The sequence below is a fragment of the Paraburkholderia sp. SECH4 genome (assembly GCF_030511745.1).
GTDB lineage: Bacteria > Pseudomonadota > Gammaproteobacteria > Burkholderiales > Burkholderiaceae > Paraburkholderia > Paraburkholderia madseniana.
This window is the reverse complement of sequence record NZ_JALOCP010000059.1, coordinates 1-11,784: the sequence shown is the minus strand read 5'-3', so window position 1 is coordinate 11,784 and position 11,784 is coordinate 1. Positions and strand designations below refer to the sequence as shown.

The 11,784-nt window shown below is 59.3% G+C and carries 10 protein-coding genes; 5 read left to right on the top strand and 5 right to left on the bottom strand.

The window, feature by feature from the left end:
* The first annotated feature begins 7 nt into the window (after positions 1-7).
* Positions 8-1,798 (top strand): nitrite/sulfite reductase, encoded by a 1,791-nt coding sequence (locus M0D67_RS39210; protein ID WP_266242800.1) that lies wholly within the window; start codon positions 8-10, stop codon positions 1,796-1,798.
* Positions 1,795-2,211 carry a DUF934 domain-containing protein gene (locus tag M0D67_RS39205; protein ID WP_266242798.1) on the top strand — a complete coding sequence of 139 codons (417 nt, stop codon included), beginning with the start codon at positions 1,795-1,797 and terminating at the stop codon, positions 2,209-2,211. Before M0D67_RS39210 ends, M0D67_RS39205 begins: the two co-directional genes overlap by 4 nt.
* A gap of 416 nt (positions 2,212-2,627) precedes the next feature.
* Here M0D67_RS39205 and M0D67_RS39200 read toward each other — a convergent pair whose 3' ends face one another.
* The 4 genes from M0D67_RS39200 to M0D67_RS39185 form a co-directional block, all read right to left on the bottom strand.
* Positions 2,628-3,854, bottom strand: coding sequence for a Xaa-Pro peptidase family protein (locus M0D67_RS39200; protein ID WP_266242796.1), 1,227 nt, complete (start codon positions 3,852-3,854; stop codon positions 2,628-2,630).
* A 452-nt stretch (positions 3,855-4,306) separates the two neighbouring features.
* Positions 4,307-5,365: a 3-keto-5-aminohexanoate cleavage protein gene (locus tag M0D67_RS39195; RefSeq protein ID WP_266242793.1), complete on the bottom strand. Its 1,059-nt coding sequence runs from the start codon at positions 5,363-5,365 to the stop codon at positions 4,307-4,309.
* A gap of 155 nt (positions 5,366-5,520) precedes the next feature.
* A complete protein-coding gene (locus tag M0D67_RS39190; RefSeq protein WP_266242789.1) occupies positions 5,521-5,763 on the bottom strand; it encodes a hypothetical protein in 243 nt (80 codons plus the stop codon).
* A 28-nt stretch (positions 5,764-5,791) separates the two neighbouring features.
* A complete protein-coding gene (locus M0D67_RS39185) occupies positions 5,792-7,138 on the bottom strand; it encodes an MFS transporter (protein ID WP_266242786.1) in 1,347 nt (448 codons plus the stop codon).
* 178 nt (positions 7,139-7,316) lie between these two features.
* Between M0D67_RS39185 and M0D67_RS39180 the strand changes: the two genes are divergently transcribed.
* A complete protein-coding gene (locus tag M0D67_RS39180) occupies positions 7,317-8,351 on the top strand; it encodes an AraC family transcriptional regulator (RefSeq protein WP_266242839.1) in 1,035 nt (344 codons plus the stop codon).
* Here M0D67_RS39180 and M0D67_RS39175 read toward each other — a convergent pair.
* Positions 8,348-9,277 (bottom strand): LysR substrate-binding domain-containing protein, encoded by a 930-nt coding sequence (locus tag M0D67_RS39175; protein WP_266242783.1) that lies wholly within the window; start codon positions 9,275-9,277, stop codon positions 8,348-8,350. The two genes, M0D67_RS39180 and M0D67_RS39175, sit on opposite strands and share 4 nt — an antisense overlap.
* A gap of 99 nt (positions 9,278-9,376) precedes the next feature.
* Between M0D67_RS39175 and glaH the strand changes: the two genes are divergently transcribed.
* Both glaH and lhgO read left to right on the top strand, forming a co-directional pair.
* Positions 9,377-10,312: a glutarate dioxygenase GlaH gene (glaH, locus tag M0D67_RS39170; protein WP_266242781.1), complete on the top strand. Its 936-nt coding sequence runs from the start codon at positions 9,377-9,379 to the stop codon at positions 10,310-10,312.
* Positions 10,309-11,589, top strand: a complete 1,281-nt coding sequence (gene lhgO, locus M0D67_RS39165) for an L-2-hydroxyglutarate oxidase (RefSeq protein WP_266242777.1) — start codon at positions 10,309-10,311, stop codon at positions 11,587-11,589. Before glaH ends, lhgO begins: the two co-directional genes overlap by 4 nt.
* Positions 11,590-11,784 lie beyond the last annotated feature (195 nt).

The window sequence follows — 11,784 nt, the reverse complement described above, 5'->3', positions numbered from 1 at the left end:
ATCGACCATGTACGAATACAGCGAATTTGATAAGGCGTTCCTGCTGAGCCGCGCCGCGCAGTTTCGCGACCAGATCGAACGCTGGCAAGACGGCAAGCTGAGCGAAGACGAGTTCCGCCCACTGCGCCTGCAAAACGGCTGGTATGTGCAGCGGCATGCCCCCATGCTGCGCGTCGCTGTTCCGTATGGAGAATTATCGAGCGCACAGCTTCGCGTGCTGGCGCGCGTAGCGCGAGACTACGACGAGCCTGCGGCAGACGTCTACCGCGCGGCGCTGGAAGCGCAGAGCAAACTGGGCACTGCGCACCTGCCAACACATCACGCCCATTTCACAACACGCACCAATGTCCAGTTCAACTGGATTCCACTGTCGAAAGCGGCCGATGTTATGGACCTGCTCGCTACAGTCAACATGCATGGCATCCAGACAAGCGGAAACTGTATCCGCAACATCTCCTGCGATGAACGCGCTGGTGTCGCACCAGACGAAATTGAGGATCCGCGCCCATTCGCCGAAATCATGCGCCAGTGGACTACCTTGCACCCTGAATTTGCGTTCCTGCCTCGCAAGTTCAAGATCGCGATTTCCGGCGCCAGTGAAGACCGTGCCGCCACAGAATGGCATGACGTAGGGCTTTGCCTACGGTACGGAAACAACGGCGAAATGGGTTTTCGCGTCACCGTCGGCGGTGGTATGGGTCGCACGCCTGTGATCGGTACGGTACTGCGGGAATTTCTGCCCTGGCGGCACATCATGAATTACATAGAGGCCGTGGTACGCGTATATAACCAATACGGTCGCCGAGACAACAAGTACAAAGCGCGGATCAAGATTCTCGTAAAGGCTGAGGGTCAACGCTACATCGACGAGGTCGAAGCAGAGTTTCGCCAGATTGTCGAACACGACGGTGGCCCCCATACCATTCCGCAAGCGGAACTCGATCGTGTCAGCGCGTATTTCATTCCGCCACCGCGGACCGCTTCCGGTCGTCCGGTGGATCCGCAGGTGGCGGCGACGCTGCGCACGACCGCCGCTCAGACACCCCAGCTCCAGCGCTGGCTGGAACGCAACGTCGCACCTCACAAGGATCCGTCGATGCGGATCGTGACGCTGTCGTTCAAGCGCCTGCTTCAGGCACCTGGCGACGCGTCGGCCGATCAGCTCGACCTCGTGGCCGATCTGGTCGACCGCTTCTCCGCCGGAGAAGCGCGCGTCACGCATACACAGAACATCGTGCTGCCGTGGGTTCACGCGAACGATCTCCTGCCATTATGGGAAGCGGCGCGCGGCGCGGGACTTGCCAGCGCCAACGTGCACCTGCTCACAGACATGATCTCGTGCCCCGGAGGAGATTTTTGCGCGCTCGCCAATGCCCGGTCGCTTCCGATCGCGCAGGCTATCACCGAGCGTTACCAGGACCTGGATGAACTCAATGACATCGGGGAAATCGACCTGCACATCAGCGGCTGCATCAATTCGTGTGGTCATCACCACAGCGGCCACATTGGGATTCTCGGCGTCGACAAGGACGGCCAGGAATGGTACCAGGTGACGCTCGGCGGTTCCGATGGCTCCTTGGCAAGTGGTGCTACTCAGCCGGGAAAAGTAATCGGACCATCGTTCTCGGCGCACGAGGTCCCTGACGTAATCGAGGCGCTACTTTCGACCTATCTGGATATCCGGGCGGATTCGAGCTCACGGCGCGAGTCCTTCATTCAAACGGTTCGGCGCGTTGGGCTGGATCCATTCAAGGCCGCGGCGAACAGCGCTCGCTCGATAACAGAGAAAACAGCATGACTAGCCCGACACGCATCAGACTTTTAACATCCTTCGACCATGCGCTGGATTCCGGCGAACTCGTGGTTGTAATCGCAAATGACATTGATCCTGTCTCACGCAAGGATGAGATCGAGAACGCAGAGCGTGTCGAACTGCACTTTCCACAATTCACGGATGGTCGAGCGTACAGTCAGGCATACCTGATACGCCGGCGACTACTTTTCAAAGGCGACTTGCGAGCGACTGGCGATGTGCTGGCCGATCAGCTCATCCAGATGGAGCGAACAGGTTTTTCCAGTGCAGTTTTGAAAGACGGTATCGACCCCGTTGATGCGCAGCGGCAACTGGACCGTTTTCCGGCGTTCTACCAAGGTGACATTGTTCACGAGGCGCCGTTCCTGCGAGCCGACTCATCGAAAAGCGAGGTGTGACAACAAGCAGGCTTGGAGTCAGGGCCGACGCTCTGGCAAGCCGTTAAACCTACGCTCGCGCCAGCCACCGAGTCCACCATCTGCGGCGCCATCTGCAACCGGTCTCGGACGCCATCCTTCCGTTCCTGGGAGCCGTTTTTGCGGCGGTAATGACATAAGGGAGAGTTTTAGCTTTTGCGTCTCGATACACCGCCAGCATGCAATTTGGCATTCGTCGCGCAGCAGAACAGCAACACCACTGCTTGCGGCGCCGATACCAGCAGCACGTCGCAATCAGGCAAGTAAGAATTCAGCCGGCCCGCCCGGCGTCCTGAAACAGGCCCGTATCTTGTATGAGAGCGGGCCTTTGCTATTGCAGTTGATATCTCCGTCTCCGGGTTCCGGTGACAACGCCCGGAAGTGTTCGTCCGTCGAACCTACGCGACGCGAAAAGGATCGTCGATGGAATATGCGGGTCGGGTAAACCACCTCGGTCCCTCCTCGGTCATGTAGAAGTGATCTTCGTGCCTCACTCCAAATTCGCCGGGAATGCAGATCATGGGTTCATTGCTAAAACACATCCCAACTTCCAGCAACGTTTCGTCGTTCCCCACCAGATACGGCGCCTCATGCAAGTCGAGGCCAATGCCGTGGCCAGTCCGATGCGGCAAACCCGGTAGCTGATAGCCAGGACCGAATCCATAGGTTTCCAGGCAACGTCTCGCCGCGCGATCGACCTCTGCACATGAAACACCCAACTGTGCAGCATCAAAAGCAGCGGCTTGTGCTGCCTTTTCTGCGTTCCATACAAATCGCTGCCGATCGTTTGCATCACCGAAAACGTAGGTGCGCGTGATATCGGAAACATAGTTCTTGTACTTGCAGCCGGTGTCGATCAGGACCACGTCATTGCGTTTGAGAACTTGCGGCTCTTTGACCCCATGTGGATAGGATGTTGCCTCCCCAAACAGAACGATGCAGAAATGCGACCCTGCCGCGTCCACTTTCCGATGCGCCCGGTCTATGAAGTCACAAACATCCACCGTGCTAATTCCCTCGCGCAAGATGCTTGCCGCCGCCCGCTGAACCTGCAAAGTCATGTCTTTAGCGGCCTGCATGATTGCAATCTCCGTGCGCGATTTGTTCTTTCTCAAAGACCCAATCAAAGCGTCGGCGCAGACTAATTCATAATTCTCCGATAATTCCTTCAATCCAAAATAAACCGATGCCGAGGCGGTTCCGCAGATAGCAATTTTCGCGCGACTTCCGTGAACTGGCGCTATGCCGATTGCAAGCAAGGCTTTATAAAATGCCGCATACGCGCTTTCGTCTTCGTGCCAGCACATGACGTCGCTTTCAACCTTCACGCGATCGCGCAACGTCCTTTCCTCGAACCACGGTGCGATGTAGATCAAACTCCCCTTCGCAGGGATGATGGCACCAAGAAGCCTTTCACTGGGGTGCCATTCTATTCCAGTGAAATAAAGCAGATTAGTCCCCGCATTGACGTAGACCGCATCGACGCCAGCATCCGTCATATTTCTCTGCAATTTACTTATCCGCGTCAGATGTTCAACTGCACTGATTTCCTCAATCTCACTCGCACACGGCAAGAGTCGCGCCAATGCCGTTTGCTGATCACTACCACCTACGCCGTTGGTCATCTTCACTCTCGTTAATGAAACGGAACACGTTTCGTTGTTCTGGGCGACCGCCCCACTGGCGAAGATTCGATGCCCTCACAGGCGATTCTCTGCGCCATGCCGGGTGCATGTTGTCCCAATTGACCTGTTTCTATACTCGCGCATCCGCAACCGATACTGCGCATGGTCAAACTAGCACGATAGAGGTTCTATTTGCTTGTGAGATCGGATCGAAATGGATGCAGATTCCTGCATAGTCTCGCGCCCATGCAATCAACCCCCGGCAGCATGTCTCAAGGCGACCTGGCCTCAGTGCTTGCGGCGCGCGCCAGACCGTGAATAAGGCACCGCGCCTGCTCACGCAGCAGGGGTTGCTTTCGGCCGACTCGGTACTTGACGATTCTCGACGTGCCGTCACTCCGGCACATAGCCGAGGGCGCGCGCTAGCCTCACACCAAGGTGCATTCAAAAATTCAGATGGCCTTGCGCAGGAAGCCCTGGTTACCACCGTTGCGGTTGGGCGCGAAGCCGTTGGCCAGCAAGGTCTCTTCCGCCGTGTCGTAGAACACACCGATCTTGCTGATTTCGCGCGCCTGCTGGGCGGTCGCCACCTCGCGGCCGAACTCGCGCGAGATGCGTACCAGTTGCTCGATCTGCTCGACCGTGCTGATCTTCTTCGTGCGCGCCTGGTTCCAGAGACAGTCCTCGGTGCCGCAGCGCACGTGCAGGCCCAGCGCAATCCCCATCATGTTGACCGGCAGCACGTTGCGCACTGAGCTCTCGACTGTCAGCACCGCGCCGTCCGGCGTGGCGCGCACAAAGTTGGCCAGGTTGTAGATATTCGGTGCGTCCATACCGCCGCTGATCGCCACCCAGTTCATGACCAGCGGGCCCTTATAGATGCCACGCCGAATTAGCCGCTCCACCGACTCGAAGCTGTTGATGTTGTAGCACTGGAAGGCGCTCTGAATGCCGGCTTCGCTCAGACGGCGAATGTGCTCCTCGGCCCAGCCGGGCTGAGCCGGCACCGTCATCTCCTTGTAGGCGTTGTAGATCGCGGGATTTTCTCTCGACGTGCCCTTGAAATCCGCCAGCTCCGCATGTTCGGTGACGTTCATCTGCGAGGTGTTGACCGTCACCGTGACCTGGTCGGGCTTGGGATCGAGTTCGGCCAGCATGTGGCGCGTGTCGTCGCTCAGCCATTTGGCTGCAGCACCTTCGGTCTCAGGCGCGAAGCTGATCGAGCCGCCCACCTGGATGATCATCTCGGGTACTCGGGCGCGCACGCCGGCGATCAGCTCGTTGAACTTCGACAGGCGCTTGCTGCCCTTGCCGTCGAGTTCGCGCACGTGCAGGTGGAGCACAGTGGCGCCGGCGTTATAGCAATCCACGGCCTTCTGGATCTGCTGCTCCATCGTGACCGGGATGTCTTCGGGAAAATCGGAGGGCAGCCATCCTGGAGCATAAGGCGCGGCCGTGATGATCAGAGGTTGCTGGTTTTCAGGGTAAAGAGAACCGTCGAGAAAGTTCATGTCACGTCTCCAATGGCAGGTTGGGTGTAAGGAAAGAAATTGGGGGATGGGGTTGGCGATCCAAACACTCAGTAATGCTTGTCGTTGACAATTCTCTTTCGGAAAGCCAATGACTCCGTTTGTTCAAAGCGTCTCCTTGCCCCAATGCCCCCAAATCAGGTTGCAGTGCCGGTGTTCAGGGTGCCGGCGAGGGATGGCGCCACATCCAGCTTCACATCGGAGATCCGGGCCGAATCCGCGTCGTAACTGCGCATTGCGATGACAAAAAACACCGCGGCCAGTACGCTGCACAGAGGAATGAATGTCAGTGCGTTCTGCAAACCCCATTGGTCGGACAGGACACCCGCCAGGAACGGACCCAATTCTCTTTCGGAAAGCCAATGACTCCGTTTGTTCAAAGCGTCTCCTTGCCCCAATGCCCCCAAATCAGGTTGCAGGGCCGGTGTTCAGGGTGCCGGCGAGGGATGGCGCCACATCCAGCTTCACATCGGAGATCCGGGCCGAATCCGCGTCGTAACTGCGCATTGCGATGACAAAAAACACCGCGGCCAGTACGCTGCACAGAGGAATGAATGTCAGTGCGTTCTGCAAACCCCATTGGTCGGACAGGACACCCGCCAGGAACGGACCCACGGCCAGGCCAAACACGTTTTGAAACAGGGAAAGGACGGCCGCGCCGGTAGAGCGCACACCTGGGTGAATGACGTCCATCGCAACGCCGGCGACCACACCGACGGTGCAGTTCATGAAAAAAGCGCCAAGAAGGATCAGCTTGAACTGTGCATCGCCCGTGTATGTGCCGCCAAACGCCACCATGAAGATCACCGATGTGACCAGGCACAGCACGGACAGCGCGGGCAGCTTGTTGCGCGGTGTGCGAACTGCCAGGCGTCCCACCACAATGCCCCAGAACGTGCAGCTAAAGGCGCCGACCAATACCACCGCCGCTGCGGCCTTGCCCGCAGCCTCCGGGGCCATGCCGTGGAAACGATTCAGGTAGCTGGGCAGCCACGACCAGATGGCCGACACCGTAATCAGTTCTGCCGCCGCTCCGGCACAAAGCCACAGCAGCGTGCGCGTGCGCGCCAGCGTGCCAAAGATGTGCTTGAGCGTCCCACCCAGCGACTGGGTCACCTGGTTCGAGGCTGGCGTCAGTGCCACCGTCTTGTAGTCGCGCACGAGCAGATAAAGCAATGCCAGCACGAGCCCTGGTACACCGACCACACCAAAGGCGGCCTTCCAGCCCCACCTGGCCGCGATCATGCCCCCCAACACCACGCCCAGCACTGAACCCAGCGATGGAGCAGCGAAGAAGGCGCCGAGCACGGCGCTGCGCAAGCGCTTGGGAAACAGTGTCGAGATAAGGGCCGCTCCTACTGAGCCATAGCCGGTTTCACCCACCCCCACCATCGCGCGCGCCACAAATAATTGACTGTAATTGGCCGTGAACATGCACGAGATAGTGGCCAGGCTCCATGCAATAGCCATCACCACGATGCTTTTCACACGGCCCATGCGGTCGGCCACCAGCGCTACCGGCAATCCCCCCGCACCCACCACGATGGAAATGATGGAAACCAGTGAACCCAGCTGTTTGTCACTCAGATGCCATTCGCTCTTGATGTGAGGAAATAGCGAGACGATGACCTGTCGATCGATAAAATCGAACATCATGAGCGCGAAGGTCAGCGCAAATGCAAACCAGGCTTGCCGCCTGCTCGTCAGGTAGTCGTCGTTGTTGCGAGCCTCCGGGCCATCGGGTATCACGTTCATGCTTGTCTCCTGATATTTTTTGAATACCGGCCACGGTCCTGATGCCTCGCGTGTTCAGACGGTCCGGTTGTCGATCGGACCAATCAAGCTTGGTAGTGTGGGTGTGATGGGTTTCCCCCGCTTGACATTACATGACACGGACTTATCATTTTGTGCCAGTCTTCCATTCAGTTTTCCGATGTCGACACTTGTCCGCGCTGCGAGCTTAACCAACTACAGCGAGGTCGCTCGTGCAGCCGGACTGGACCCGGTGCGGATGCTTCTTGACGCGGGGTTAAGTCCGGGCGTACTGCGCGAGCCGGACCTCATGATTCCGGTCGAGCGCGTCGGACAACTGCTCCAGGCGTCCGCAACCCTGTCAGGCAACGAGAGTTTCGGACTGTGCATGGCCGAGTCGCGCCTCTTGTCGAACCTTGGGGCTGTAGGATTGCTGATCCGCGACCAGGCAACGCTGCGCGACTCGCTCAACATGCTGATGCGCTACCAGGCCTTGCTCAACGGTGCGCTGTCGCTGGCGGTCGAGGAATGCGGCGAACTGGTCATCATTCGCGAGGTGGTCATTGCTGGCAGTGCGCATCAGCCCACGCGCCAAAGGGTTGAACTGGCACTAGGTGTCATGGTGCAGTTGATACGCCAGCTCCTCAAGACCGACTGGCAACCGCGGCGCGTATGCTTCGAACATCCGGCGCCGCGCGACGCTAGTACACACCAACGGTTTTTTGGCAGTTGCGTCGAGTTCGACTATGACTTCAACTGCATCATCTGCGCGAAGGACGATCTCGACGCACGCAACCCGTCAGCCGATCCGGCGATGGCGCGCTATGCGCAGCAGTTGCTAGACGCGTCTGTCATGTCGCAGCAGCCAACCATGCTTGAGGACGTGCGGCGCACGATCCTGCTGCTGTTACCCAGTGGACGCTGCGGCATCGAACAGGTGGCCGAGCACCTCGGCGTGGTGTGCCGCACGGTCCAGCGCCGGCTCGCGGAACAGGGGCAGAGCTTCTCGTCGATCGTCAACGACATCCGCAAGGAACTGAGCACGCGTCATGTCATCGAGAGCGATCGTCCGTTGACCGAGGTAGCGACCCTGCTCGGTTTTTCCGCACCGAGCGCATTTTCCCGCTGGTATCACACGCAATTCGGTTGCAGCGCCAAGGAGAGCCGGGCGACGCGCGGCGCAGTGCACGGACAGACGACAGACGAGGCTCTCTAACGCGTCGTGCGGCGCGTCCCCGGGCGCTTCGTGAGGCCGCCGTATGACAGCGCAGTATCGATGAATCCCCGCACGCAAGGCGAATGCTCGCGAACGCGATACGCCACCGCGATTTCGACCTGATCTTCGAAGTCGCTTAAAGGTTTGAACACCACGCCGGGTTGAGCGAATCCCTGGATGGATTGAGGCACGAGCGCTACGCCGTAGCCCGCCGACGCCATGCTGACCGCAGTAATGAAATCGTTGACCCGATACTCCGGTTGCGCATCGAACCCGCCGACGCGGCCGAGTCTGGCGAGATCTTCCGCGAAGCCGGCCGCCTCATTGAACTGCGGCGCAATGAATGACACCCCCCGCAACTGGGAAGCCTTCACGGCTTTCACGCGCACGAGTGGGCTGTCCGCCGGCAGCGCAATCAGCAGGCGTTCGCTCTGAACGACTCTGGCTGTGACCCCATCGGGATAGTGCGCGCGGGGCCGAATGAAACCGACATCGATGGTCCCGTCCGACAAACGTTCCAGTTGCGTCGGTGTTTCCATCGCCACGACGTGCATGCGGACGTCCGGGCTCGCCATCCTGAATGCCCTGAGCGTATCGGGCAGCAGCCCAGTTGTTACGGCCGAGCCGATATAGCCGAGCGCAACGTGACCTGCTTCTCCTCTTGCTGCCAGACGCCCGACGCGGTCGGCGCGCTCCAGTTGTCGCAGTGCGGCCTTGGCTTCGACCAGAAAAACGTCCCCCGCATCGGTCAGCGTGATCGCCGCGCGTTTGTTGCGGTTGAGCAGCCGTACGCCGAGATCGGTTTCAAGCCTCTTGATCTGCTGGCTGAGCACCGATTGTGCGATATCGAGCCGGTCGGCTGTGCGAGCGAAGTGCAAATCTTCGGCCAACGCAACGAATAGTTTGAGTTGCCGGCTATCGATCATCTTTAATCTCATTCTACGAATAAAAATGCAGTTTATACGTGTTTAACCAATCACAGATAAGGAGTCAAATAGACATACTTTCTTCCCAAGGACACCTTCATGAGCGCCGTCACAGCATTGCCGATGACCGCAGCGGTCGATTCGCAACTGAAGTTTTCGATCGAGCGTCATCCTCATCACGAACGTCTGCGTCATATCACGGTGCAACCTGACGCGCTGCAGAAATTCTTTTCTTCAGTCAAAGACATCGACCTTCAGAACCTCGAATACGTGCCGTTCATGCGCTTTATGGTTGCGGACGCGCTCGCGCGCGCAGTCGGCGACGATTTCGTCTCAGCACTTCGGCAACTCGTGCGGGACCGATCCACCGGCGGATTCACGCTGGGCGTCCAGGACGTGAGCGCCGACCCTCGCGACTTCGTCCGTTTCGGAACGGCAGTCGGGTACCTGCTTGGACCGGCGAATCACGACGCAATGTCCGGCACGTATTACGCTCGCTTCCTCGTGAAGGACACGGACAACAGCGACTCCTACCTTCGTCAGGCGTACCGTTTGTTCACGCTGCATACAGACGGAACTTTTGTCGACGAGCCGACCGAATGGCTGCTCATGATGAAGTTCGCGGAGGAGAACGCGGTCGGCGGCGAGTCGCGCTTCATGCATATCGACGACTGGAGCGAGCGGGACACGTTCCTCGACGATCCACTCGGCACCCGGCCGTTTCTCTACAAGGCGCCCGGTTCGAAGAACGTCGACGCGCAGATCGAACGCCCCGTGTTTTTCCAGAGTGAGTATGGCCTGGCGATGTCGTTCATCGATCAATTCGTGCAGCCCCGTTCATCCGCCGAAGCGGTGTATCTGCACGACTTGTCGGCGTCGATGGAAGCGTCGTCCGCGACGCGCGAAGTACCGCTTCCCGTGGGCGACCTCGTGGTCCTCAACAACTATTTCTGGCTGCACGGCCGGGCGCCGTTCCAGAAGCATCCGGCGCTTCATCGTGAACTGATGCGCCAACGCGGAGTGTTCGCACAATGACGACCGTCCAGCATCACCGCGGCTATGACGCGGACGTCCTGATCGTGGGCGGTGGCATCGTCGGCGTTTCGACGGCCATGCAACTGATCGAACGTCATCCGGGCCTGAGCGTGCTGCTGCTCGAGAAGGAGGCCTCACTCGCAGCTCACCAGTCCAGTCACAACAGCGGCGTGATCCACGCCGGCGTGTACTACGCGCCGGGAAGCCTCAAGGCCGAGTTCTGCAGGCGAGGCGCTGACGCGACCTATGAGTTTGCCCGCCGCCATGACGTGCGGGTCGATCAATGCGGCAAGCTGATCGTCGCGACCGAAGACGTCGAAATCGAAAGGCTGAATGCGCTCTACGCACGTTGCGAGCAAAATCGGCTCGAACCGCATATGCTTGATGAGGCGGCGTTGAGAGAACTCGAACCGCGCATCGCGGGGCGCGCGGCGATCCGCGTGGCGGCGAGCGGCATCGCCGACTATCCGGGCATGACCACGACGATGGCCCGACTCGCGCAGGAGCAAGGCGCGCAGATTCTGCTGAACCAGCGTGTCGACGCGCTCCACGAGGACGAAAACGGCATTACCGCGGAAACGTCCGGCGGGCGCTTCCGGGCAAAGCACGCCATCGTCTGCGCAGGGCTGATGGCGGATCGCCTCGCGAAGATGTGCAATGTCGATCTCGATTTTCGGATCGTGCCGTTTCGCGGTGAATACTATCGGTTGCCAGCGGCGAAGAACGACATCGTGAAGCACCTGATCTATCCGGTGCCAGATCCCGCGCTGCCTTTTCTCGGCGTGCACCTGACGCGAATGATCGGAGGATATATCACGGTGGGTCCAAACGCCGTGCTGGCGCTCGCGCGCGAGGGCTACCGCTGGCGCGACGCAAATCTGAAGGATCTCGCCGGCATGGCAGCGTTCCCGGGCTTCTGGAAGATGCTTGGAACACACGGAGCATCGGGGCTCATCGAGATGCGCAACTCGCTGTGGAAAAGGGGTTACCTCGAACTGTGCCGCCGATACTGCCCGGAACTCGAGCTGTCCGACCTCGAGCCTTACCCGTCCGGCGTACGTGCGCAGGCCGTGATGGCGGACGGCAGCATGGTGCATGACTTCCTGATCCGTTCGTCGCAGCGCAGTCTGCACGTATGCAACGCACCGTCTCCGGCGGCGACCTCCGCGCTGCCGATCGGCGCCTATCTCGTCGACGAGTTCGACGCGCGTTTCGATCTTGCTCCACTTACCCGGTCGTACTCGTCAGGCCAGGTACAGGGTCTGGCGATCGGGTAAGCACACGGCCCGGCGACCTTCTGCATTGGAGATCGAAGGGGCGAGCCTGTGCATGCCGTGCGCCATGCGTATGACTTTGGGTCGCGGCCAGTGCGCACAGTGCATACTGCAACTCAAGCGGCGGTATATTGAGCCGGGATAGGAATCTGAGGCTTGACCCATTCAATTCAGAAGCTCGTCAGTCGGGACTCTCGC

What these genes read in the sequence shown, in the direction of transcription:
- M0D67_RS39185 (WP_266242786.1), bottom strand. Translation starts at nt 7,138, where the DNA reads ATGAACGTGATACCCGATGGCCCGGAGGCTCGCAACAACGACGACTAC.
- M0D67_RS39195 (WP_266242793.1), bottom strand. Translation starts at nt 5,365, where the DNA reads ATGAACTTTCTCGACGGTTCTCTTTACCCTGAAAACCAGCAACCTCTG.
- M0D67_RS39175 (WP_266242783.1), bottom strand. Translation starts at nt 9,277, where the DNA reads ATGATCGATAGCCGGCAACTCAAACTATTCGTTGCGTTGGCCGAAGAT.
- M0D67_RS39180 (WP_266242839.1), top strand. Translation starts at nt 7,317, where the DNA reads ATGTCGACACTTGTCCGCGCTGCGAGCTTAACCAACTACAGCGAGGTC.
- glaH (WP_266242781.1), top strand. Translation starts at nt 9,377, where the DNA reads ATGAGCGCCGTCACAGCATTGCCGATGACCGCAGCGGTCGATTCGCAA.
- M0D67_RS39205 (WP_266242798.1), top strand. Translation starts at nt 1,795, where the DNA reads ATGACTAGCCCGACACGCATCAGACTTTTAACATCCTTCGACCATGCG.
- M0D67_RS39200 (WP_266242796.1), bottom strand. Translation starts at nt 3,854, where the DNA reads ATGACCAACGGCGTAGGTGGTAGTGATCAGCAAACGGCATTGGCGCGA.
- M0D67_RS39210 (WP_266242800.1), top strand. Translation starts at nt 8, where the DNA reads ATGTACGAATACAGCGAATTTGATAAGGCGTTCCTGCTGAGCCGCGCC.
- lhgO (WP_266242777.1), top strand. Translation starts at nt 10,309, where the DNA reads ATGACGACCGTCCAGCATCACCGCGGCTATGACGCGGACGTCCTGATC.